At 69.5% G+C, this 23,015-nt stretch carries 26 protein-coding genes; 16 read left to right on the top strand and 10 right to left on the bottom strand.

Features of this window, described 5'->3' with window-relative positions:
• The first annotated feature begins 6 nt into the window (after positions 1–6).
• Positions 7–603, top strand: a complete 597-nt coding sequence (locus P0Y48_03305; GenBank protein WEK14254.1) for a TetR/AcrR family transcriptional regulator — start codon at positions 7–9, stop codon at positions 601–603.
• A 31-nt stretch (positions 604–634) separates the two neighbouring features.
• Here P0Y48_03305 and P0Y48_03300 read toward each other — a convergent pair whose 3' ends face one another.
• Genes P0Y48_03300 through P0Y48_03290 form a run of 3 tightly spaced genes read right to left on the bottom strand, consistent with a single transcriptional unit; the run spans position 635 to position 4,136 of the window.
• Positions 635–2,008 (bottom strand): dihydrolipoamide acetyltransferase family protein, encoded by a 1,374-nt coding sequence (locus P0Y48_03300; GenBank protein WEK14253.1) that lies wholly within the window; start codon positions 2,006–2,008, stop codon positions 635–637.
• Positions 2,005–3,015, bottom strand: a complete 1,011-nt coding sequence (locus tag P0Y48_03295; protein ID WEK14252.1) for an alpha-ketoacid dehydrogenase subunit beta — start codon at positions 3,013–3,015, stop codon at positions 2,005–2,007. The genes P0Y48_03300 and P0Y48_03295 overlap by 4 nt, the downstream gene beginning before the upstream one ends.
• The gene (locus P0Y48_03290; protein ID WEK14251.1) at positions 3,015–4,136 is read right to left on the bottom strand and encodes a thiamine pyrophosphate-dependent dehydrogenase E1 component subunit alpha; all 1,122 of its coding nucleotides are present in this window, start codon (positions 4,134–4,136) and stop codon (positions 3,015–3,017) included. Before P0Y48_03290 ends, P0Y48_03295 begins: the two co-directional genes overlap by 1 nt.
• A 177-nt stretch (positions 4,137–4,313) precedes the next feature.
• Here P0Y48_03290 and P0Y48_03285 point away from each other — a divergent pair, with 177 nt between their 5' ends.
• Entirely contained in the window at positions 4,314–4,787 is a 474-nt protein-coding gene (locus tag P0Y48_03285; GenBank protein WEK14250.1) for an Lrp/AsnC family transcriptional regulator, read from the top strand.
• Here the strand turns inward: P0Y48_03285 and P0Y48_03280 are convergent.
• Positions 4,735–5,667, bottom strand: a complete 933-nt coding sequence (locus P0Y48_03280) for a DMT family transporter (protein WEK14995.1) — start codon at positions 5,665–5,667, stop codon at positions 4,735–4,737. The genes P0Y48_03285 and P0Y48_03280 overlap by 53 nt on opposite strands.
• A 160-nt stretch (positions 5,668–5,827) precedes the next feature.
• Between P0Y48_03280 and P0Y48_03275 the strand changes: the two genes are divergently transcribed.
• Complete coding sequence (locus tag P0Y48_03275) at positions 5,828–6,388, top strand: CGNR zinc finger domain-containing protein (protein ID WEK14249.1); 561 nt, start codon at positions 5,828–5,830, stop codon at positions 6,386–6,388.
• On the opposite strand, the gene P0Y48_03270 is transcribed toward P0Y48_03275, so the two are convergent.
• Positions 6,348–7,244, bottom strand: a complete 897-nt coding sequence (locus P0Y48_03270; GenBank protein ID WEK14248.1) for an alpha/beta hydrolase — start codon at positions 7,242–7,244, stop codon at positions 6,348–6,350. The two genes, P0Y48_03275 and P0Y48_03270, sit on opposite strands and share 41 nt — an antisense overlap.
• A gap of 68 nt (positions 7,245–7,312) precedes the next feature.
• Here P0Y48_03270 and P0Y48_03265 point away from each other — a divergent pair, with 68 nt between their 5' ends.
• Positions 7,313–8,098 (top strand): exonuclease domain-containing protein, encoded by a 786-nt coding sequence (locus tag P0Y48_03265; GenBank protein WEK14247.1) that lies wholly within the window; start codon positions 7,313–7,315, stop codon positions 8,096–8,098.
• Positions 8,099–8,158: 60 nt separating this feature from the next.
• Here the strand turns inward: P0Y48_03265 and P0Y48_03260 are convergent, their stop codons facing one another.
• The 3 genes from P0Y48_03260 to glgA form a co-directional block, all read right to left on the bottom strand.
• Positions 8,159–8,416 carry a type B 50S ribosomal protein L31 gene (locus tag P0Y48_03260; protein ID WEK14246.1) on the bottom strand — a complete coding sequence of 86 codons (258 nt, stop codon included), beginning with the start codon at positions 8,414–8,416 and terminating at the stop codon, positions 8,159–8,161.
• Positions 8,417–8,537: 121 nt separating this feature from the next.
• Positions 8,538–9,332 (bottom strand): ABC transporter ATP-binding protein, encoded by a 795-nt coding sequence (locus tag P0Y48_03255; protein WEK14245.1) that lies wholly within the window; start codon positions 9,330–9,332, stop codon positions 8,538–8,540.
• A 26-nt stretch (positions 9,333–9,358) separates the two neighbouring features.
• A complete protein-coding gene (gene glgA / locus P0Y48_03250; GenBank protein WEK14244.1) occupies positions 9,359–10,546 on the bottom strand; it encodes a glycogen synthase in 1,188 nt (395 codons plus the stop codon).
• A 47-nt stretch (positions 10,547–10,593) separates the two neighbouring features.
• On the opposite strand from glgA, the gene glgC reads away from it, so the two are divergent.
• Entirely contained in the window at positions 10,594–11,838 is a 1,245-nt protein-coding gene (gene glgC, locus P0Y48_03245; protein WEK14243.1) for a glucose-1-phosphate adenylyltransferase, read from the top strand.
• A gap of 23 nt (positions 11,839–11,861) precedes the next feature.
• Entirely contained in the window at positions 11,862–12,500 is a 639-nt protein-coding gene (serB, locus tag P0Y48_03240) for a phosphoserine phosphatase SerB (protein ID WEK14242.1), read from the top strand.
• 100 nt (positions 12,501–12,600) lie between these two features.
• On the opposite strand, the gene fabG is transcribed toward serB, so the two are convergent.
• Positions 12,601–13,311: a 3-oxoacyl-ACP reductase FabG gene (fabG, locus tag P0Y48_03235; GenBank protein WEK14241.1), complete on the bottom strand. Its 711-nt coding sequence runs from the start codon at positions 13,309–13,311 to the stop codon at positions 12,601–12,603.
• A gap of 153 nt (positions 13,312–13,464) precedes the next feature.
• Between fabG and P0Y48_03230 the strand changes: the two genes are divergently transcribed.
• The 4 genes from P0Y48_03230 to P0Y48_03215 all read left to right on the top strand — a co-directional run bounded on the left by P0Y48_03230 (position 13,465) and on the right by P0Y48_03215 (position 15,509).
• On the top strand, positions 13,465–14,046 hold the full coding sequence (locus P0Y48_03230) for a DUF4190 domain-containing protein (GenBank protein WEK14240.1): 582 nt from the start codon (positions 13,465–13,467) through the stop codon (positions 14,044–14,046).
• 82 nt (positions 14,047–14,128) lie between these two features.
• The gene (locus P0Y48_03225; GenBank protein WEK14239.1) at positions 14,129–14,476 is read left to right on the top strand and encodes a DUF3099 domain-containing protein; all 348 of its coding nucleotides are present in this window, start codon (positions 14,129–14,131) and stop codon (positions 14,474–14,476) included.
• Positions 14,473–14,676 (top strand): hypothetical protein, encoded by a 204-nt coding sequence (locus tag P0Y48_03220; protein WEK14238.1) that lies wholly within the window; start codon positions 14,473–14,475, stop codon positions 14,674–14,676. Before P0Y48_03225 ends, P0Y48_03220 begins: the two co-directional genes overlap by 4 nt.
• A complete protein-coding gene (locus P0Y48_03215; GenBank protein ID WEK14237.1) occupies positions 14,673–15,509 on the top strand; it encodes an SURF1 family protein in 837 nt (278 codons plus the stop codon). Before P0Y48_03220 ends, P0Y48_03215 begins: the two co-directional genes overlap by 4 nt.
• On the opposite strand, the gene P0Y48_03210 is transcribed toward P0Y48_03215, so the two are convergent.
• Positions 15,496–17,094 (bottom strand): ABC-F family ATP-binding cassette domain-containing protein, encoded by a 1,599-nt coding sequence (locus P0Y48_03210; GenBank protein ID WEK14236.1) that lies wholly within the window; start codon positions 17,092–17,094, stop codon positions 15,496–15,498. The genes P0Y48_03215 and P0Y48_03210 overlap by 14 nt on opposite strands.
• 262 nt (positions 17,095–17,356) lie before the next feature.
• On the opposite strand from P0Y48_03210, the gene P0Y48_03205 reads away from it, so the two are divergent.
• The 6 genes from P0Y48_03205 to P0Y48_03180 all read left to right on the top strand — a co-directional run bounded on the left by P0Y48_03205 (position 17,357) and on the right by P0Y48_03180 (position 23,013).
• A complete protein-coding gene (locus P0Y48_03205; GenBank protein WEK14235.1) occupies positions 17,357–17,989 on the top strand; it encodes a biotin transporter BioY in 633 nt (210 codons plus the stop codon).
• 103 nt (positions 17,990–18,092) lie between these two features.
• Positions 18,093–19,133 carry an iron-siderophore ABC transporter substrate-binding protein gene (locus P0Y48_03200; GenBank protein ID WEK14234.1) on the top strand — a complete coding sequence of 347 codons (1,041 nt, stop codon included), beginning with the start codon at positions 18,093–18,095 and terminating at the stop codon, positions 19,131–19,133.
• A gap of 25 nt (positions 19,134–19,158) precedes the next feature.
• Entirely contained in the window at positions 19,159–20,208 is a 1,050-nt protein-coding gene (locus P0Y48_03195) for an iron ABC transporter permease (protein ID WEK14233.1), read from the top strand.
• Between the two features lie 53 nt (positions 20,209–20,261).
• Positions 20,262–21,272 carry an iron chelate uptake ABC transporter family permease subunit gene (locus tag P0Y48_03190; GenBank protein ID WEK14232.1) on the top strand — a complete coding sequence of 337 codons (1,011 nt, stop codon included), beginning with the start codon at positions 20,262–20,264 and terminating at the stop codon, positions 21,270–21,272.
• Complete coding sequence (locus tag P0Y48_03185; GenBank protein ID WEK14231.1) at positions 21,269–22,090, top strand: ABC transporter ATP-binding protein; 822 nt, start codon at positions 21,269–21,271, stop codon at positions 22,088–22,090. Before P0Y48_03190 ends, P0Y48_03185 begins: the two co-directional genes overlap by 4 nt.
• A gap of 20 nt (positions 22,091–22,110) precedes the next feature.
• Positions 22,111–23,013, top strand: a complete 903-nt coding sequence (locus tag P0Y48_03180) for a siderophore-interacting protein (protein WEK14230.1) — start codon at positions 22,111–22,113, stop codon at positions 23,011–23,013.
• Positions 23,014–23,015: the final 2 nt, after the last annotated feature.

Raw genomic sequence — 23,015 nt, 5'->3', positions numbered from 1 at the left:
ACTGAGATGGCAACGGGGACGACGGAGCGCCACCGCGCCAAGGCGGAGCGGCACCACTCTCTTCTGCGCGCCGCGGCGCGCCTGTTCGCCGAACGCGGCTTCAGCGGCGTGAGTCTGGAGGAGCTGGGGGCGGCGGTCGGGGTCAGCGGCCCCGCCGTGTACCGGCACTTCGCGAACAAGCAGGCACTGTTGGCCGAGATCCTCGTCGGCGTCAGCCGGCGCCTGCTCGACGGCGGACGCGAGGTCGTCGCCGGCACCACCGACGCCGCCGCGCAGCTGACGGCCCTCGTCGACTTCCACGTCGACTTCGCCCTCGCGGATGCCGACGTGATCCGTGTGCAGGACCGCGATCTCGCCAGCCTCACCACCGACGACCGCGCCGCGGTGCGCGAACTGCAGCGCTCCTACGTCGACGTGTGGATCGACGCACTGCGGGGCCTGCACCCCGCGCGGAGCACCGATGAACTCCGGATCCGGGTCCACGCCGCGTTCGGCCTCATCAATTCGACACCGCACACGGTGCGCACCGCGCGCGGCACGACCGACACCGAGGGACTCCACGGCATCCTGCGGGACATGGCGCTGGCCGCGCTCCGCGCCTGATCGCGTTCTCGACCGCCCGGACACGGCCCGCTCAGCGCAGGAGCATCGCGCGGCCGGGTTCCCGCAGCACGTCCGCCACCTCGCGCAGGAAGCGCGAACCCTGCTCGCCGTCGACCAGCCGGTGGTCGAACGAGAGGCTCAGCGTCATGACGTCGCGAAGCGCGATACCGCCCTCGAACTCCCACGGCTGCCGGCGCACCGCGCCGAGACCGAGGATGCCCGCCTCACCTGGATTGAGGATCGGCGTACCGGCGTCGACGCCGAACACGCCGAAGTTGGTCAGCGAGAACGTCCCACCCGTGAGCCGGTCAAGTCCCGCCCGACCACCGCGCGCCACCGAGGTCAGCTCCCCCAGCGCATCAGCGAGGGCGACGAGATCGAGCGTCTCGGCATCCTTGATGTTCGGAACCACCAGTCCACGCTCGGTCGCGGCCGCGATGCCGAGGTTCACGTAGCCGTACTGGATGATCTCGCCCGCCTCCTCGTCCCACCGGGCGTTGAGCTCCGGATGCCGTCCGAGGGCGAGACAGACCGCTTTGGCAACCACGGCGAGCACGCCGACGCGGTGTCCGTCCAACCGCCGATCCTCGCGCAGCGCATCCAGCAGCCGCATCGTGGCGGTGACGTCCACCGTGAGGAAGGTGGTGACGTGCGGCGCGGTGAATGCGCTTCGCACCATGGCGGCCGCGGTCGCCTTCCGCACCCCGCGAATCGGGAACCGGGTCTCCCGCGCACCGCGGCCGTCGCCGATCGGAGCGGCGCCGGTGTCGACGGCGTGCGCCTCGTCCGACGAACCCGCCGACGACGGAGCGAGCCGCAGGGCGAAAGCCTCGACGTCGGCGCGGGTGATGACCCCCGTGACGCCGGAGGCCTCGACCAGCGCGAGATCGACGCCGAGGTCCTTCGCGAGCTTGCGCACCGGCGGCGTCGATCGCGGTCGCTCGTGACGCGGCTCCTCCGGAGGGGCAGGCGCGAGGAGGTCATGCGGCGCGTCGAGCACCGCGGTGTCGCCGGTCGCGGCTCGCGAGCCCGCCCGCGCACGACGCTGCGGCCGTCCGGCGGCGCGAGGCGGCGCGCCGTACCCGACGAGGTTGGGCGTCCGCACCTCGTCGGGCGACGTCGACGCGGTTCCCGAGTCACCCTCGGGGGCCGCATCCGCGGAAGCCTCTTCGATGTCGAACGTGATGAGCAGCTCCCCCACCGAGACGACATCCCCCGCGGCGCGCGAGAGTTCGCTGACGACACCGGCAAAAGGCGAGGGCAGCTCCACGATGGCTTTGGCGGTCTCGACCTCCGCGATCGTCTGATTCAGCGTCACGCTGTCCCCGGGGGCCACGTGCCACTCCACGATCTCGGCCTCGGGGAGCCCTTCGCCGAGGTCTGGGAGGCGGAACTGAGCGATCATTGCGCGACCTCCGAGAGGCTGTGGGGCCGATCCAGCACGCGATCGACGGCATCGAGGATGCGGTCGAGGTCGGGAAGATGGTGCCGCTCGAGCTTTGCGGGCGGATACGGGATGTCGTGACCGGTCACCCGAACCGGAGCCGACTCGAGATAGTGGAAGCACTTCTCCGTCACGCTGGCGATGAGTTCCGCACCCACGCCCGCCTCACGGGCCGCCTCGTGCGTCACCACGACACGACCGGTCTTGCGCACCGAGGCCGTCACGGTCCGGTAGTCCACGGGCGAGAGGGAACGAAGATCGATCACCTCGATCGAGATGCCGTCGTCTTCGGCAGCGGTCGCGGCATCCATCGCCGTGGTCACCTGTGCCCCATACGTCAGAAGCGTGACGTCGGTCCCCTCTCGGACGACGCGGGCGAGCCCGAGCGGCGCCGCATCGGCGACGTGACCGGCGAGATCGACCTCACCCTTCGCGTGGTAGAGCCGCTTGGGTTCGAAGAAGATCACCGGGTCGTCGCTCGCGATCGCCTGGCGGAGCATGGTGTACGCGTCCTGCGGGTTCGACACCGCGACCACCCGCAGTCCCGCCGTGTGGACGAAGTAGGCCTCGGGCGACTCGGAATGGTGCTCGGCCGCGCCCACGCCGCCGGCCCAGGGGATGCGGATGGTGATCGGCAGCCGCACTTTGCCGCCGGTCCGATAGTGGAGCTTCGCGACCTGGCACACAATCTGGTCGAAGGCCGGGTAGACGAAGCCGTCGAACTGGATCTCCACGACCGGGCGGAACCCCCGGAGAGCCAGGCCGACGGCCGTGCCGACGATGCCCGACTCCGCCAGCGGGGTGTCGATGACGCGGGCCGCGCCGAACTCGTCCAGCAGGCCGTCCGTGATGCGGAAGACCCCGCCGAGACGGCCGACGTCCTCCCCCATGATCAGCACGCGGTCGTCGTCCGCCATCGCCTGACGCAGCCCGGCCCCGAGCGCCTTCCCCATCGTCATCTCCGGCATCAGCGCGTCTCCTCGTCCGCGAATCCGGCGAGGTACGCGGCGAAGTGCTCGCGCTCCTCGTCGATGCCGGTGTGAGGCTCCGCGTACACGGAGTCCAGCAGCGCGAGCGGCGGACGCGTGGTCGCGCCGACGGCGGCCGCACGCATCTGCGTCGTGTACGAAAGCGCATCGGCGTCGACATCGGCGCGGAACGCATCGTCGAACGCATCGATCTCGCGGAGGTGGGCCTCCAGGCGCAGCAACGGGTCACGTGTCCGCCACTTCTCGAGTTCGGCCGAGTCGCGGTAACGCGTCGGATCGTCGGAGGTCGTGTGCGGACCCATCCGGTACGTCACCGCTTCGAGGAACGCCGGTCCCTCACCGCGCCGTGCATGATCGAGGGCCCAGCGCATCGCCGCCGTGCAGGCGAGCACGTCGTTGCCGTCCACGCGCAGGCTCGGGATGCCGAAGCCCGGCGCACGTCCGGCGATCGGGAACTTCGACTGCACCGTGACGGGTTCGGAGATCGCCCACTGGTTGTTGGAGCAGACGAACACGACCGGCGCGCCGAACGACGACCCGAACACCATGGCCTCGTTCACGTCGCCCTGGCTCGTCGCCCCGTCGCCGAAGTACGCGACGGCGACCTGGTCGCCTCCGTCGCGCTGCACGCCCATCGCGTAGCCCACCGCATGGAGAGCCTGCGCCCCGATGATGATCTGCGGCGGGGCGGCATGGAGCTCGTGCGGGTCGTAGGTCGAGAGCACCTCTCCGCGCCACGACAGCACGAGGTCGGCGGGTGCCGCCCCCCGAACCAGGAGAACACCGAGTTCGCGGTAGCTGGGGAAGAGGAAGTCGTCGGGCCGGCAGGCGCGGGCGCTGGCGATCTGAATGGCCTCCTGGCCCTGCGCCGGAGCCCACAGGCCGAGCTGCCCCTGCCGTTGGAGCGCCACCCCCTCCGCATCCACGCGGCGCGCGATGGCCATGTCGCGATACAGGCCCTGCAGCGCCTCAGCGTCGAGGTCGGCGATCCACGGTTCCAGTCGAGCGTCGTGGCGTCGCTCGCCCTCGGGGGTCAGCAGCTGCAGCGGTGCGTCGAGATCCGTGTGCTGCGCGGTGTCGGTCGTCGGGGTGTACGTCATCGTCGTCCCTTCTGCGAGAAGCCGCGACATCTTGTGGACGACGCGGTCGCTTCCCTTCGCCGGCCTCGTCGCCGGTGACCCGAGGCTACGTCGCTCGCGCACCTAGCTCAAGCATTGCCATTCGTATTGAGCATGTTGCGCAGACACGATCCGATCGCGATGCTATGGTTTCGCACTATGGGATCTCTTGACCACGTCGATCTCGAGCTGCTGAACGCCCTGGCCGACGACCACCGTGCGACCGTCGTGGCGCTCGCCGAGCGCTTGGGACTGTCACGCAACACCGTGCAGGCACGCATGGCGAAACTCGAGCGCTCCGGCGTGTTCGGGTCCTTCGAGCGCGCCATGGCGCCCGTCGCGTTGGGGTACCCGATCGAGGCGATGGTGAGCATCGTGGTCCGTCAGGCCGACCTTCCGCGCATCACCGAAGAGCTCTCCCGTATCCCCGAAGTGCTGCAGGCCCACGGCCTCAGCGGGCAGGTCGACCTCCTCGCGCGCGTCGCCGCACGCGACACGCAGCACCTCTTCGGCATCGACGCCCGCATCCTGGCCATCGACGGCGTCGAACGCACCGAGACGTCGCTCGTCATGGGCGAGGTCATCGGCTATCGGGTGCGACCTCTGCTGGAAGCGGCTCGGCGAGAGTCGTGACGGCGGGCGTCGCCTCGGCGTCCATACGAACGAGCACGACGCCGACGAGGATGAGCGCTCCCCCGAGGAACTGGATCGGCGCGGGCGTCTCCGCCAGGAGGAGCCACGCGAACATCAGCGCGAAGAGCACCTCCGACAGGCCGATGAACGACGCGAGGCGCGAACCGGTGCGCGGTACCGCCATCACGCCCAGCGCGTAACCCACAGACGTCGCCACCCCGCCGACCCACAGGAGCGGAACCCAACCGGCGACCTCGACCCCGCGGAAGACGACCGTCACGTCGGGGGCGGCGAAGGGCAGGATGCCGACAAGCGCCAGGAGCCCCGTGAACAGCGCGCCCACCACGAGCCCGCCCGATGCGAGGGCGAGCGGGGGCAGGTCGTCACCGGTGCGCTCCGACATGACGAAGTACACGCAGACGCACAGGGCAGCCCCGAGTGCGAGCAGCGTGCCCAGGAGGTCGAAGCGCGCGCCGGAGATGTCGACGACGAGGACGAGTCCGGCCATCGCGACCGCCGAGCCCACGAGAACGAGACGCGACGGAGCCCGGCGCGTGCGCAGCCAGACGAAGCCCACGAGGAACACCGGCGCGAGGTACTGGATGAGCAGCGCGACGGCGACCGGCATCCGCTGCATCGCCGAGAAGAAGAGCAGCTGACACCCGGCGACGGGGATGAGCCCGAAGGCGAGCAGTGCGAGTCCGTGGCGTCGCACGAAGGCGCGCTCCCGCCGAACGGCACGGACCAGCGCGGGCGACAGCACGAGTGCCGCGAGTCCCATACGCACGATGAGGGCCGCCGACAGCGACCAGCCGGCCTCCAGAAGCGGCTTGACGAGCGGTCCGCTCGACGAGAACGCCAGTGCCGACGCCACCGCCATGAGCACGCCGACGCCGCGTCCGTGCGACGATCGACCCGCCTCGCCGACGATGGGGCGGATCACGGGGAGCGGCGCGGTCTGGGTCACGGGAACCTCGGATGTCATGAGTGATCGTTGTTTACACTGGTGACAGTACTGCCCCCTTCAGTCAGGAGTCAACATGGTCTTCATTCGTGACACCGAGCTCGCGCTGCGCGCCGGGGTCGCCCTCGTGAACACCCTGCCCGACACCGACACCGAGGGCGTGGATCGCCTCGATACCCCGGCCGACTTGGCCGCGTTCCTCGCCGACTATCCGTACACGGGAACGATGACGCGCGACGAGGCCGAACTCTCTGCCGTACGCGGCATCCGGGGCCCGCTCCGCGCCCTGTGGGATGTCGATCGAGACGGCGCCGTGCCCATCGTCAACGCCATGCTGCGTGACGGCCGCGCACTCCCCCAGCTCGTCATCCACGACCAGTTCGATTGGCACATCCACGCCACCGACGACTCCGCACCCCTCGCGACGCGCATCCTCGTCGAGGTCGCCATGGCGTTCGTCGAGGTCATCCGCGCCGACCAGTGGGACCGGGTGCGCCTCTGCGACGCAGACGACTGCCGGTCGGTCTACGTCGACTACTCGAAGAACGGGTCGAAGCGGTACTGCGACACCGGGAACTGCGGCAATCGCATGAACGTCAACGCGTACCGGCGTCGGAGGGCGAAAGAAAGCGCGTGACCGCGGCGGCGGCCTGATCGGGTGTTTCGTAGTGGATGAGATGCCCGACACCCGGGATCTCGACCAGCGTCGCGTCGGCGAACAGCGTCTGCAGGTGGCGTTCGGCCTCGATCGGCGTGATGTCATCGCGGTCGGCGGCGACCAACAGCGTCGGCTGCGCGATGCGGGGCGCGAAAGCCCGCACATCGTGCGACACCGAGGCGACGAACGCGTCGCGCAGCACATCCCGATCGGCGAAGTCCGAGAAGTACGTGTCGTGCTGATCGTGGATGAAGGCACGCAACCCGCGATCGCGGGTCTTCGCCATCGAGACGCTCATCACGCGCACCACCAGGCGATTGCGCAGCAGAGCCTCCCCGAGGCGCCGCGGCAGACGGGCACCCGCCGCATAGTAGAAGACCGCGAGGCGGGTGAGTATGCCGCGCGGCCCGTCGAGCGCAGGGGCGCCGATGGGGTTGACGAGCACGAGGCGATCGGTGGGGAGGCCGCCCGCCACCGCGGCGGAAGCGACGATCGACCCGAATGAGTGGCCGAGCACGATCGCTCCCGGTGCTGCGGCCGCCGCGAATGCGGTCAGCCACCGCGCGTAGGTCTCCAGCGTGTGCGTCAGCCCGGGCAAGGGCGGAGTCTCGCCGAACCCCGGAAGGTCGGGTGAGATCACCCGGATGCCGTCCAGGTATGCCACGACGGGTTCGAGACCGTGGTGGTCACCGCGGAAGCCGTGCACCGCGAGGAGGGTGACGGGCGCGTCGGCCGGGCCGTACACCCAGTACGCGGTGCGGCCACCCAGGACATCGATCTCGCGACGCTCGACCGGGATACTCGCGAGGCGCGCGGCGTACGGGTTGATGACCACCCGTCGAGTCTACGAGGCGCCGCGCGCGCCGCGTCCCGGATGTCGGAGCGCACCCGTAGCGTCGAAACATGGTCGATTGGCTCTCCGTATCGCTCCCGCTGTGGGATGACGACGAGGTCGCCGAACAGCCGGTCATCAGCACCCCTACCCTCACCCCCGCGTCCGCGCTTCCGCCCTGGGCGCGGCGCGTCGGCGTGTTCGACCTGGAGACCACGGGGGTCGACGTCACGCACGACCGCATCGTCACGGCGCACGTCGGCGTCCTCGACCACACCGGGGAGGTCGTCTCCGCCCGTTCCTGGATCGCCGACCCCGGGATCGACATCCCCGCCGGGGCCACCGCCGTCCACGGCATCACGACGGAGTACGCCCGGGCACACGGGCGCCCGGCGCGCGACGTCGTCGCCGACGTGGTCGACGATCTCCGGCGGCTGTTCGATCTCGGCATCCCCGTCGTCGCCTATAACGCCCCCTACGACTTCTCCCTGCTCAAGTACGAGGCTCTGCGCCACGGCCTCGCCCCCATCGCCTCGCCCTCGCCCGTCGTCGATCCGCTCGTCCTCGACAAGACGTACGACCGGTACCGCAAAGGCAAGCGCACGCTGGAAGTCGTCGCTGCGCACTATGCCGTCACGCTCGAGGGCGCGCACGACGCGTCGGCGGATGCCGTGGCCGCCGGCCGCGTCGCGCAGGCGCTGGCCGCTCGCTACGCACTCTCGCACGCGGTCGAAGAGCTGCACACCCAACAGATCGGGTGGGCTCGCTCGCAGGCGGAGAGCCTGACCGAGTACTTCATCTCGGTGGGGCGGCTGAGCCCCGAAGACGCTCTCGACGGCAGCTGGCCCATCCGCTGAGGACCCGTGGCCGCAGAAACGAGGAAGGCCCCGCCGGAGCGGGGCCTTCGTGGAAGCGGCTTACTTGCTCGAGCCGCCGAAGTTCTTGAAGCGCTGGTTGAACTTCTCGACGCGGCCGGCCGAGTCCATGATGCGCTGCTTGCCCGTGTAGAACGGGTGCGAGGCGGACGAGATCTCGACGTCGATGACCGGGTAGGTCTCACCGTCCAGCTCGATCGTCTTGTCGCTGGACACCGTCGAACGGGTCAGGAAGGTCTCACCGGAGCCGAGGTCGCGGAACACGACAGCCTTGTACTCGGGGTGGATGTCAGTCTTCATTGGGTTCCTCACGAGATGCCCTGGATTTTGCCAGGGGCGGGTGGAAGTCTGCGGTGCGAGCGCACCAAAGAACGATTCTACCACTCCCGGCACCGGCGAACCGACCGAGCGTGGTAGACGGTCAGTAGGCGCCTGCCGCCGCGCGCGCCGCGTACCGGCCGCCGTCCTCCGTGAGGACGATCTCGGCCCCGAATGTCGCCGTCAGGTTTTCGGCCGTGAGGGCTTCTCCGATCGGACCGGCAGCGACCACCTGTCCGTCACGCAGCAGCAGCACGTGGGTGAATCCAACGGGGATCTCCTCCACGTGATGGGTGACCATCACCATGGCCGGCGTCGTCGGCTCCTGTGCGTAGCCGCTGAGAAGGGCGAGCAGTTCTTCGCGAGCACCGAGATCGAGGCTGGCGGTGGGCTCGTCCAGCAGCAGGAGCTCCGGGTCGGTCATGACGGCCCGGGCGATCTGCACGCGCTTCTGCTCACCATCCGACAGCGTTCCGAAGGTGCGCTCGGCGAGGTGCTCGAGCTTCCACGTCGCCAGGACGCGACGGGCACGGCGTTCGTCGATCGCCTCGTACGACTCGTTCCATCGGCCGAGCACCGAGAACGCGGCAGTCAGGACGACATCGAGCACGGTCTCCTCCGGCGGCACCCGCTTGGCCATCGCCGACGACGCGAATCCGATCCGGGGACGCAGTTCGAACACGTCCGTGCGGCCCAGCCGCTCGTCGAGGATCGTGACGGAGCCGGACGTGGGGTGGATGAGCGTGGATGCCAGCTGGAGGATCGTCGTCTTGCCCGCCCCGTTGGGACCGAGGATCACCCACCGCTGGTCGTCGGTGACACTCCATGCGAGATGGTCGACGATGTTTCGAGCATTGCGGCGGACGACGACGTCAGCGAACTCCAGGACCAGCGGCATGCTCCCAGCCTATCGACTGGCCGGGGTCACTTCCCCGTCACCTCGCGGTACAGCGCCGAGGTGGCATCCGCGATCGCCTGCCAGCTGAACTCGTCCGCGGCCCGCCGCCTACCCGCTTCGCCGTAGGCACGTGCCGTCTCGGGATCGGTGACGACCTCGGTGAGGACGGCGGCGAGGTCGGCGACGAATCGGTCGGGGTCGGTCGGGGTGCCCGTGCCGTCCTGCACCTGGTCGATCGGGACGATGCGACCCGTGACGCCGTCGACGACGACCTCGGGGATGCCGCCCGTCCCGGTGCCCACCACCGCGGCCCCGCACGCCATCGCCTCGAGGTTGACGATCCCCAGCGGCTCGTACACGGACGGGCACACGAACGTCGTGGCCGCCGTCAGGATCGCGCAGAGCTGGTCGCGCTGGAGGAACTCGTCGATCCAGACGACACCGTCGCGCTGTTGCTGCAGCTCACGGACCAGCCCTTCGACCTCGGCAAGGATCTGCGGCGTGTCGGGTGCTCCGGCGCACAGGATCACCTGCACATCCGCGGGAAGCAGCGCGGCCGCGCGCAGGAAGTACGGCAGGCCCTTCTGCCGCGTGATCCGGCCGACGAACACCACTGACGGTCGTGACGAGTCGATCCCGAATCGCTCCAGGAGCGCCTCATCGCGCACGGGTCGCCACGACTCGACGTCGATGCCGTTGTAGATGACCTTGACCCGGTCGGGGTCCAGCGACGAGTAGCTGCGCAGGATGTCCTGACGCATGCCTTCACTCACGGCCACGACCGCCGCCGCGCCCTCGTAGGCGGTCTTCTCGATGTAGCTCGAGACCGCGTAGCCGCCGCCCAGCTGCTCCGCCTTCCAGGGCCGCAGCGGCTCGAGCGAGTGCGCCGTCACGATGTGCGGGATGCCGTGCAGCAGCGACGCGAGGTGGCCCGCGAAGTTGGCGTACCAGGTGTGACTGTGGACGACGTCGGCGCCCGCGACGTCGCCGACGATCTCCAGATCCGTGCCCAGCGTCTGCACGGCCGCATTCGCCTCGGACAGCTCCGCGGGAACGCCGTAGGCGGTCGTTCCGGGCTCGTCGCGAGGGGCGCCGAACGCCCGCACACGCACGTCGATGTGGTCGCGCAGCGCCTTGACGAGCTCCGTCACGTGGACCCCTGCGCCTCCGTAGATCTCCGGCGGGTACTCCTTCGTGACGATGTCTACGCGCATGGGACGAACGCTAGTACAGACGCGATCACGGGGCATAGTGTGGTGCCATGCCTGCAGCGCCGAAGGTCTTTGGAATCATCCTCGCGGGCGGCGAGGGGAAGCGGCTCATGCCCCTCACCGTCGACCGAGCCAAGCCCGCCGTGCCCTTCGGAGGGCAGTACCGGCTCATCGATTTCGCGATCTCGAATCTCATCAACTCGAGCCTTCGCCAGATCGTCGTGCTCACCCAGTACAAGTCGCACAGTCTCGACCGCCACGTGTCACAGACCTGGCGGATGTCGGCGCTGCTCAACTCGTACGTCACCTCCGTCCCGGCGCAGCAGCGGTTGGGCAAGCGGTGGTTCTCCGGCTCCGCCGACGCCATCCTCCAGTCCCTCAACCTCATCCACGACGAGAAGCCGGACATCGTGATGGTGATCGGCGCCGACCACGTGTACCGGATGGACTTCGAGCAGATGCTGCAGGCCCACATCGAGTCGGGGGCCAAGGCGACCGTCGCCGGAATCCGTCAGCCGATCTCGCTGGCCAATCAGTTCGGGGTCATCGACGTGGACCCGACCGACAACATCACCATCCGCGACTTCCTGGAGAAGCCCCAGAACCCCACGGGCCTGTCGGACAACCCGAACGAAGTGCTGGCCTCCATGGGCAACTACATCTTCGATGCGCAGGCCCTCATCGAGGCCGTGGAAGCCGACGGCGAACTGCCGACGTCGAACCACGACATGGGCGGCGACATCATCCCCTACTTCGTCGGTCGGGGCGAAGCGGCGGTCTACGACTTCAAGCGCAACGACGTGCCCGGTTCCACAGCCCGGGACAAGGACTACTGGCGCGACGTGGGCACGATCGAGTCGTTCTTCGACGCGCACATGGATCTCATCTCGACCCTTCCGATCTTCAACCTCTACAACACGGACTGGCCGATCCACTCGCAGTCGCTGAACTCGCCGCCCGCGAAGTTCGTGCGAGACGGCGTCGGCCGGATGGGCAACGCGATCGACTCCATCGTGTCCCTCGGTTCCGTTCTGTCGGGCACGCACCTGGAGCGCAGCGTCGTGGGTCCGTGGACCTTGTCGGGAGGCGGGTCGACCATCACCGACTCTGTGCTGTTCGACCACGTCAACGTCGGTCCCGGTGCGCGTGTGCATCGCGCGATCCTCGACAAGAACGTCGTCCTCGACGCCGGCGCGACAGTGGGCGTCGATCGCGAACGCGACCTTGCGCGCGGCTACACCATCACCGAGAGCGGCATCACGGTCGTCGGGAAGAACGTGCACGTCACGGCCTGACCCCGGCTCGGTAGGTTGGGAGCGTGCCTGATGCCCGCTTCCTCGTCGTCTTCGACGCCGACTCCACTCTCATCCGCAACGAGGTCATCGAACTCATCGCCGACGAGGCGGGGCGCGGCGTCGAGGTCGCTGCCGCGACGGAAGCCGCGATGCGCGGCGAGGTCGACTTCGCCACCAGCCTGCGCAGTCGCGTCCACGCCCTGCGCGGCGTGCCGGTCGCGGCCTTCTCCCGGGTTCTCGCGCGGATCGAGCCGACTCCGGGCGTGCGCGAACTCATCGCCGAGATCCATCGTCGCGGCGGAGTCGCCGCCGTCGTCTCCGGCGGGTTCCACGAGATCCTCGACACGGTGGCCCCCGACCTCGGCGTCGACGTGTGGCGCGCCAATCGGCTCGCGGTCGACGACAGCGACAATCTCTCGGGCGCCGTAGACGGCCCGATCGTCGACGCCGCAGCCAAGGCCGACGCCCTCCGTCAGTGGGCCGCCGAACGCGACATCCCTCGCCACCGGACCATCGCGATCGGCGACGGAGCGAACGACCTGCACATGATGGCGGATGCCGGTCTCGGCCTGGCCTTCAACGCCAAGCCGACGGTGCGCGCGCGCGCCGACCTCGTGATCGATCGCGTCGACCTCCGAGAGGTCATCCCGCTGCTGCCCTGACCTCGCTTCTGCCCTGGCGTCGCGGGCCCCTCGGTGGGTCGATGTTCTGCGCGTCGCCGGGTTTCGTTTTCCGGCTCGCGCCGAAATCCGCCGGGCCCGGTCAGTGCCCCATGCCGAGACCGCCGTCGACGGGGATCACCGCGCCCGAGATGTACGCCGCGTCGTCGGATGCCAGCCAGGTGACGACGCCGGCGACCTCGTCGGCCGTGGCGAACCGGCCCGCAGGGATGTTCCGCTTGTACTCGGTCTGCGTGTCTTCGGGAAGCTCCGCGGTCATGTCGGTCTCGATGAACCCCGGCGCGACGACGTTGGCCGTGATGCCGCGGCCGCCGAGCTCGCGGGTGAGCGAGCGCGCGAAGCCGACGAGGGCGCTCTTGGAGGACGAGTAGTTGATCTGCCCGGCGGAGCCGTAGAGCCCGACGACGCTCGAGATCAGGATGACGCGACCCCACTTGGCGCGCAGCAGCCCCTTCGCCGCGCGCTTGACGACGCGGAACGTGCCGCCGAGATTCGTCGAGACGACCGAGTCGAAGTCGTCCTCGGACATGCGCAGCAGCAGCGTGTCCTTCGTGATGCCCGCGTTGGCGACCACGATCTCGACGGGGCCGAGCTGCTGCTCGACCTCCGTGAAGGCGGCGTCGACCTGCGCGGCATCCGTCACGTCGGCCCGTACCGTCAGGGTACCGTCGGGGCCCTCGCCCGACCGCGCGGTGACGGCCACGCGGTAGCCCGCTGCGACGAAGCGCTCGGCGATGGCGCGGCCGATGCCGCGGTTGCCTCCCGTGACGAGAACGACGCGATCGGTCGACATGAGTGCTCCTGAAGTTCGATGGCTGCTCAGCGACCCCGGAAGGGGCGCATCGGGCGCGTGGGCGCCGATCCAGCCTACTGGGAGGGCCGGGTCCTCTCCCGGGTTCGGTGGCAGGACCGATAGCCTGGATCGCAGGCAACCAGAGGAGAATTCGTGAGCGAGCCCACCCCGCCGAGCAACGCGCCCGTCCCCGAGGGCCTGACGCCCCCCGCCCCCGGCGCCGCCTCGCAGAACCCGCCGCTTCCGCCGTACGCGACCCCGCAGCCACCGGCCGGTGCGGCACCGTATCAGGCGCCCGCCTACCCGCCTCCCGCCTACGGCGCCCCCGGACAGGCGGGCGCGCAGCCTCCCGCCGCCGGCTACCCGGCCGGCGCCTATCCGCCGCCCGCGGGGTACGGCGCTCCCGCCGGCTATGCCCCGCCGGCGTATGGCGCTCCCGTGGGCTACGCCGCCCCGTACGGCTACGCGACCGTGCGGACGAACCCGCTCGCGGTGACCTCGATGGTCGCCTCGCTCGTGGGCTTCGTGCTCGCGTGGACGTGGGTGCTCGCCCTCGGTCTGATCGTCGGCGTGATCACCGGGCACATCGCGCTCGGCCAGATCGCACGTACGAAGGAGAAGGGCCGCGGCATGGCCCTGGCCGGCGTCATCGTCGGCTGGATCGGCATCGGCTTCGGCGTTCTGCTCCTCATCGTCATCGGACTGTTCGTCACGACCTCACCATCCAGCTTCTGACGGCGTCGCGATCGGCGCACATGCGTCCGCGATGCGCCGGACCGGCGTAGCCTGGATGCACCGTGAACACCTCGGAGCTGTCATGAAGTCGCGCACGCCGCAGTCGGCGACGTCTCTGCGTCGTGCGCCGCGCGACGACGCCCACGCGCGGATGACGAAGTACTTCATCATGATGAGCGTTCGCGTCGTCTGCTTCGTCCTGATGGTCGTCATCACACCGTACGGCTGGCACACTGGCATCCTCGCCGTCGGGGCCGTCGCGCTGCCTTACCTGGCCGTGGTCGTGGCGAACGTCGGGTCGGCGGCGGACGAGCCGGATGCGGTTCCGCCCGAGCGGCAGATCACCGCCGCGACGGCGCCGCCCGCACCGGCGAACCCGACCGTCATCCGCATCTCCGAGTCGCAGGCGAAGCCGCCGGCCGAGTCGTGAGCACCGCCGTCTGCTCGCGCGCCGGGTGCCGCGCCGATGCCGCTTGGCAGGTCGTCTGGCGCAATCCCCGGATTCACACCGCCGATCGCCGCAAGATCTGGACCGCGTGCGAGGACCATGTGACGTATCTCCGCGACTACCTCGCCGCTCGCGACTTCCCGGTCGAGGTAGAGCGCTTCGACGCCGCGGGGGCGTCATGAGGACCGGTGCTCGCTGGGCGGGCTACGTGGCGTTCGCGGTGGTCTTCGCCGTCGCGTGCGGGTTCCTCGCCGACTGGCAGTTCACGCGCAACGCCGACCGCGAGGAGCAGCTGACCCTCATCGCCGCCAACTACGACGCAGACCCCGTTCCCCTCGCGGAGCTGGTTCCCGCCGGCGGTGCGTTCGACCCGGCGGATCAGTGGCATCCGGTCGTCCTGGAGGGCCAGTACCTCCCCGACGAGCAGCTTCTCGTGCGAAATCGACCGCACGGCGGGACGAGCGCGTTCGAGGTACTCGTGCCCTTCCGCCTGGACGATGGTCGGGTGCTCGTCGTCGACCGGGGATGGGTGCCGCCCGGAGAGGACTCCCCCGACCCGGATGCCGTCCCCGAGCCCCCCACGGGCGAGGCGACGGTTATCGTGCGGCTTCAGCCGGGCGAGCCGCTTCCCCGATCGGGACGCACTGCGCCGGAGGGTCAGGTGCCCACCATCCATCTGCCGCTGATCGCCGGGACGATCGCGTCGGGCGGCGCCGCCATGACCGACGTCTACGGCCTGATGGTGTCCGAGTCGCCTGCGCCGGCTACCCAGCCCTCGGCCCTCGCGTCGCCGTCGGAAGACCCGGGACCCCATCTGTCCTACGCGATCCAGTGGATCCTCTTCGCCGTGATGGGGTTCGTCTTCATCTGGTACATGATCCGCACCGAACGGCGACACCGCCGAGAGGATGCCGAGGACGGCGACGGCCGTCCCCGCGTTCCGCGGGAGAAGCGGCGCCGCGACCGCGACATGCAGGAGGAGGACGCGCTCCTCGACGCGGTCACGCCAAGGTGATCAGGTCGATGTAGTCGCGACCCCAGATGTCCTCGACGCCGTCGGGCAGGATGAGGACGCGCTCGGGGTTCAGCGCCTGCACGGCACCCTCGTCGTGGGACACGAGCACCACTGCGCCCTCGTAGTGGGCCAGCGCACCCAGGATCTCCTCGCGGGACGCCGGATCGAGGTTGTTGGTCGGCTCGTCGAGCAGGAGCATGTTCGCGCTCGAGACGACGAGCGTCGCAAGGGACAGCCGGGTCTTCTCCCCGCCGGAGAGCACACCGGCGGGCTTGAGCACGTCGTCACCCGTGAAGAGGAACGAGCCGAGCACCTTCCTCGCCTCGGTAGCGCTGATGTCGGGCGCGGCGGACATCATGTTGTCGAGCACCGATCGACTCACGTCGAGGTTCTCGTGCTCCTGGGCGTAGTAGCCCACCTTGAGCCCGTGCCCCGGCTCGATCGATCCGGTATCGGGGGCATCGACGCCCGCGAGGATGCGCAGCAACGTCGTCTTGCCCGCCCCGTTGAGCCCGAGCACGACGACCTTGGAGCCGCGATCGATCGCGAGGTCGACGTCGGTGAAGATCTCCAGCGATCCGTACGACTTCGACAGGTTCTTCGCCATGAGAGGCGTCTTGCCGCACGGGGCGGGCTTGGGGAACCGCAGCTTCGCCACCCGATCGTCCTGGCGCACTTCGTCCAGTCCCGACAGCATCTTCTCGGCACGGGCCACCATCTGATGGGCGGCAGCGGCCTTCGATGCCTTCGCGCCGAACCGAGCTGCCTGCTGCTGCAGAGCGGTCGCCTTCTTCTCGACGTTCGCGCGCTCCTTCTTGCGGCGCTCCTCGTCGGCGACCCGCTGACGCAGGTAGTTCTTCCAGTTCATGTTGTAGACGTCGATGACCTGACGCATGGCATCCAGGTAGAACACACGGTTCACCGTTTCGCCCACGAGCTCGACATCGTGACTGATCACGATGAGCCCGCCCTTGTAGTTCTTGAGGAACTCGCGGAGCCAGACGACGCTGTCGGCGTCGAGGTGGTTGGTCGGCTCGTCGAGGATCATCGTCTGAGCGTCGGAGAAGAGGATGCGCGCGAGCTCGATGCGGCGACGCTGTCCTCCGGAGAGCGTCTTGAGCGGCTGGTCGAGGATGCGGTCGGGCAACGACAGGTTGTGCGCGATGGATGCCGCCTCCGCCTCGGCGGCGTAACCGCCGAGCGCCTCGAAGCGCTCGGTCAGGTTGCCGTAACGCCGCATGGCTTTCGCAGCGACGTCGGCGTCGGCCGAACCCATGAGCTCGCTGGCCTCGTGCATGCCCAGGAGCAGGGAGCCGAGCCCGCGCGCGTCGAGGATGCGGGTGCGTGCCAGCATCTCGGGGTCGCCCGAGCGGGGGTCCTGCGGCAGGTAGCCCAGCTCGCCCGAGCGCTCTACTTTGCCGTCGGCCGGGAGCAGGTCACCCGCGAGCACCTTCGTCAGGGTCGTCTTCCCGGCGCCGTTGCGGCCGACGAGCCCGATCTTGTCGCCGTCGGACACACGGAACGACACCTCCGACATGAGCGTGCGTGCGCCCACGCGGATCTCGAGGTCGTGCACGGCGAGCACAGCGGACGTCCGTTCGGTCGTAAATGGGTGATGGCCGAGTAGCCAGCCTCCGAGTCTACCGGGCGGGGAGGCGCGACGCGTCCGGCCGCGGGAGTCGACCCACCTGCGCGCGTGGTCGAACCCCGACAGAATTCGCCGATCCTCTTGTCGGACTCGGTACACAAAGTCGCACGGCACCGCCCATAGGATGAGTCGCGACGTCGCCGACCTGTCCGGCGCGCTTCCGGATCAGCTCGGCACACCATGCCCCGAAGGAGACCGCATGTCCCTCACCGCCTCCGCCCGCCGCCCCGTCCTCACCGACCTCATCGCCCGCCCTCGTGCGGGCGCTCGGGTGTTCGCGCTGGATGCCACGCTCGTCCTCGCGGGCGCGGCGGTGGTCGCTCTCCTGGCGAAGGTCTCGTTCTTCATCGGCCCCGTGCCGATCACCGGTCAGACGCTCGGCGTGATCGTCGTCGGCGCCGCGCTGGGATCGCGCCGTGGCGCAGCCTCGCTCACGACGTACCTGCTCGCGGGCCTGGCGGGCGCTCCGGTCTTCGCGGGAGCGACGGCAGGGCCCGCCTACGTGCTGGCTCCGTCCTTCGGCTTCGTTCTGGGCTTCATTCCCGCCGCGCTCCTCGCGGGCTGGTTCGCCGAGCGGGCCTGGGACCGCACACCGTGGCTCGCATTCGTGGGCTTCGTCTCGGCATCCATCGTTCCGTTCCTGATCGGCGTCCCGTACATGGCGCTCATCTTCGCGACCGTGCTCGACAAGACCGTCACCGTCGACGCCGTACTCACCGCTGGGGTATGGCCCTTCATCGTTCCGGGCCTGATCAAGGCGGCGTTCGCCGCCCTCCTGATCCCGGGAGCCTGGCTCCTCGTGCGTGCCCTGGAACGCGGCGCTCGGCACTGACGACGGGCGGGGTGACCTTCAGTCCGCCTGCAGCGGATTCGCGCGCCAGAGGCGAGGTAAGTAAAGTAAGGCTGTCCTTACTAGCCCCCTTCTGGAGGAACCTGTGCCCCGATTCCGCACAGCCTCGGTCGCCGCGATCGCGGCCGCCCTGCTGCTCACCGGCTGCGCCACCACGACCACCCCGACGGGCTCCGGCTCCCCCGAGAGCAGCGCGAGCGCCGACGCTTTCCCGCTGACCATTACGCACGCATTCGGCGAGACGACCATCACCGAGAAGCCCGAGCGCGTCGCCACCGTGTCGTGGGCGAATCAGGAGGCCGCCCTCGCGCTGGGCGTCGTTCCCGTCGGCATGCCTGCCGTCACCTGGGGCGACGACGACGGCGACGGAGTGCTTCCGTGGGTGGAGACCAAGCTCGAAGAGCTCGGAGCCGAGACCCCCGTCCTCTTCGACGAGACCGAGGGAATCGACTTCGAGGCTGTGGCGGACACCCAGCCCGACGTCATCCTGGCGGCCTACTCCGGCATCACGCAGGAGGACTACGACACGCTGTCCAAAATCGCTCCGGTCGTGGCGTATCCCGATGTCGCCTGGGGAACGACCTGGCAGGAGCTGACGGTCATCAACGGCACGGCGCTCGGTCTCCGCGACGAAGCAGAAGCACTCGTCGACGACCTGACGGCTCACATCGCCGAGCTCGTCAGCGCGTACCCCGCCGTCGCGGGCAAGACGACGCTGTTCAGCTCGTTCGATGCGACCGACCTCAGCCAGTTGGGCTTCTACTCCCTCGAGGATCCGCGCCCGCTCTTCCTCAACGACCTCGGCCTCGTTCCGGCCGCCACCGTCACCGAGCAGTCGGCGGAGAGTTCCGAGTTCTGGATCACCAACAGCACCGAGGAGATCGAGCGGTTCGAAGACCTCGACGTACTCGTCACCTACGGCGACGACGCGACGCTCGCGGCGATGCAGGCCGACCCGCTGCTGTCGCGCATCCCGGCGGTCGCCAACGGCGCCGTCGTCGTGCTCCCGATCGCCAACGCGCCCCTGTCGGCCGCCGCGAACCCGAGCCCGCTGTCGCTGACCGACGACCTCACCGCCGAGTATGTCTCGCTCATCGGCGAGGCCGCTGAGAAGGTCTCGGAGTGATCAGCACCACGAGCGTCTCGGTGCCGTGAGCGTCGACACCCTCACCGCTCCCGCCGTCTCGGCCCCCGCTCTCGGGCGCGGGTCGAGGCGGCGGCGGGTCGTGTGGCTGCTCGTCCTGGTCGCCCTGCTCGTAGCGGCCGGCATCCTGTCCGTCACCTTCGGAACCCGATCAGTGGCTGTCGGCGACATCCTGGCCGGCCTTACGGGCGACCTCGACACGGCCTCGGCGGCGGCCGTCGCGAAGCGGATCCCGCGCACCGTGCTCGCGATGCTCGTCGGCGCGGCCCTGGCGCTCGCGGGCGCGATCATGCAGGGCGTCACGCGCAACCCCCTCGCCGATCCCCAGATCCTCGGCATCAACGGAGGGGCATCGCTCGCGGTGGTCATCGGCATCGCCTTCTTCGGGATCACGAGCGCGTTCGGGTATATCTGGCTCGCCCTCATCGGCGCGGCGGTGTCCGCCGTCTTCGTCTACGCGATCGGCTCGCTCGGTCGCGGCGGCCCGAGTCCGCTGAAGCTCGCGCTCGCGGGCGCAGCCACCGCCGTCGCGTTCACGTCGCTCATCAGCGCGATCCTGCTGCCCCGCATCGACGTCATGAGCGTCTTCCGCTTCTGGCAGATCGGCGGCGTGGGTGGCGCGACACCGGACAAGATCGCGCTCGTCATCCCCTTCCTCGCCGTCGGCGCCATGCTGTGCATCATCAGCGCCACGTCGCTCAACTCGCTCGCACTCGGCGACGAGCTCGCGGCCGGCCTCGGAGAACGCGTGCGCACCGCCCGCCTGGTCTCCGCGCTCGGTGCGGTGATCCTCTGCGGCGCCGCAACCGCCGTTGCCGGCCCGATCGGGTTCGTGGGACTCATCGTTCCCCACATCTGCCGCCTCCTCGTCGGGCCGGACCACCGCTGGCTCCTCCCGGTGACCGCCCTCACGGGGGCGATCCTCCTCACCGTCGCCGATGTCGTCGGCCGCGTCATCGCACGGCCCGAGGAAGTCGAGGTCGGAATCGTGACGGCCCTCATCGGTGCGCCGTTCTTCATCGCGATCGTGCGCCGTCAGAGGATGCGTGCCCTGTGAGCTCCCCGGCATCCACGGATCGGGTTACCTCCGCCCCCTCGACACTGCGCATCGTGACGAAAGCGCGAGCCCGACGCGCACGCCGACGCCGTGTCGTGACGGGCGGGCTGTTCGCGGCGGTCCTCATCCTGTTCGCCGCCTCGCTCATGGTCGGTCAGACCTTCTACGGGCCTGCCGAGGTCTGGGGGGTCCTCACGGGTCAGACCGTTCCGGGCGCATCCTTCACGGTCGGCGAGCTCCGACTCCCCCGCGCCACCGTCGCCCTGTTGACCGGCTTCTGCTTCGGCATGGGCGGTGTCGTCTTCCAGACGATGCTGCGCAATCCGCTGGCCAGTCCTGACATCATCGGCGTCAACTCCGGGGCGAGCGCCGCCGCCGTCGTCGGGATCGTCGTCCTGTCCCTCGACGAAACAGCCGTCTCATTCCTCGCTACCGTCGCGGCACTCGCGACGGCGCTCACGATCTATCTGCTCGCCTTCAAGGACGGCGGCGCGAGCGCCCGATTCATCCTCATCGGCATCGGCGTCGCGGCCATCTTCAACAGCGTCGTCTCCTACGTCATCTCCCGGGCGGCGGAATGGGATCTGCAGGCGGCCATGCGCTGGATCACAGGCAATCTGAACGGGAGCTCCTGGGATCAGGCCGCACCGCTCGCCCTCGCTATGGCGGCGCTCGTGCCGGTCGTGCTGCTGCTCGCCCGCGACCTCGAACTGCTGCGGTTGGGCGACGAAACGGCGTCGGCGCTCGGCGTGCCGGTGAAACGTCGACGGGTGCTCCTCATCGTCGCCGCCGTCGGCCTGCTCGCCTTCGCCACGGCCGCAGCGGGACCCATCTCGTTCGTCGCGTTCCTCGCGGGTCCGATCGCCGCGCGGCTGCTCGGTCCCAACGGCTCACCCGTGCTGCCCGCGGCTCTGTTCGGCTCCGCGCTCGTCCTCGCCGCCGACCTCGTCGCGCAGTACGGGCTCGGCACGCGCCTCCCGGTCGGCGTCGTCACCGGTGTGCTCGGTGCCCCGTATCTCATCTTCCTGCTGATCCGCAGCACTCGCTCGGGGGGTTCCCTATGACCGCTGACCGTTCTCTCCTCGCCGACGGTGTGCGGCTGAGCTACGGCGACCGCACGATCGTCGACGGCCTCGACCTGGAGATCCCCGCGGGTCGTGTGACCGCCATCGTCGGCGCCAACGCGTGCGGCAAATCGACCCTGCTGAAGGCGATGGCGCGACTGCTCACACCTCGAGCCGGTCAGGTGCTGCTCGACGGCAAGGACATCCATCGTCTGCCGACGAAACAGGTGGCCCGCGACCTCGGGCTCCTCCCCCAGTCGCCGATCGCGCCGGAGGGCATCACCGTCTCCGACCTCGTGAGCCGCGGGCGCACGCCCCACCACGGCACCTTCGCGCGCTGGACGCGCGCCGACGACGAAGCGGTCGCCCGCGCCCTCGACACGACCGACACGACGGCGCTGGCAGACCGCTCCGTCGACGAGCTGTCCGGCGGACAGCGGCAGCGGGTGTGGATCGCCATGGCACTCGCGCAGGAGACCGATGTGCTCCTCCTCGACGAACCGACGACGTTTCTCGACGTGAGCCACCAGATCGACGTGCTCGACCTCCTCACCGACCTCAATCGCACGCGGGGAACGACGGTCGTCATGGTCCTCCACGACCTCAATCTCGCCGCACGCTATGCGGATCACCTCGTGGCCATGGCCGACGGACGCCTCTACGCCGCCGGAGACCCCACGAGCGTTCTCACGACCGAGACGGTCGATGCGGTCTTCGGACTCGTGAGCCGGATCATCCCCGACCCGCTCACCGGTCGCCCGCTCGTTCTTCCCATCGGCCGCCACCACGTGCCGGCCGCCTCCACCGACACCGCCTGACCCCCTCCCGGACGGAACCCATGACTGACACCCTCCGCTTCTTCCGCGCCCCTGTGCGTGCGATCTCCGACGTGACGCCCAGCTTCCGGCGGTTCACCTTCGGCTCCCCCAACCTCGCCGACTACGGCGACCCGGGGTTCGATCAGCGCGTCAAGATCCTGTTCCCCACCCCCACGGCGTCCCTCGACGACATGCCCACGGGCGACGACTGGTACGACCGCTGGCGCGAACTGCCCGACGAGCGGCGTCCGGTCATGCGCACGTACACGACCCGAGCCGTGCGCAACGACGCCGGCGAGGTCGACATCGACATGGTCGCCCACGACGTGCTGGGCCCTGCGTCGGCCTGGATCTCCGAGGCATCCGTCGGCGACGAGGTGCTGATCCTCGCTCCGACCAGTTCCCACACCGGCGTCAGCTACGGCATCGACTTCGTCCCGCCCGCGCGCAGCGAGAACATCCTCCTCGCGGGCGACGAGACCGCCGCGCCCGCGATCGCCGTCATCCTCGAGCAGCTTCCGCCCGAGGCGCGCGGCGTCGTCGTCGTCGAGTTGCCGCATCCCGCCGATGCGGAGTACCTGCCGCGACACGACGGCTTCGAGTACCACGTGTCGGCGCGGGAGGGCGACGCCACCCGCCACACGCACCTGCTCACCGCCGTTGCGGAGTGCGCGGAGCGGCTGGTGCCCGGTGGGCGCGGTGCCGACGTCGAGGAGATCGACGTGGACACCGACATCCTGTGGGAAGTCCCCCGCACGGCGAAAGGCGGTGCTGCGCTGAAGAGCGCACCGCTCTATTCATGGCTCGCGGGAGAAGCCGGAGCCATCAAGACGCTTCGACGGCATCTCGTGACCGAGCGAGGGGTCGACCGGCGCGCCGTCGCCTTCATGGGCTACTGGCGCCTGGGACGCTCCGAGAACTGACG

Origin of the sequence: Candidatus Microbacterium phytovorans (assembly GCA_029202445.1) — a bacterium.
Taxonomy (GTDB): Bacteria; Actinomycetota; Actinomycetes; order Actinomycetales; family Microbacteriaceae; genus Microbacterium; species Microbacterium phytovorans.
Note: the sequence above shows the minus strand (reverse complement) of the source record. Positions and strands in the feature narration are given on the sequence as shown.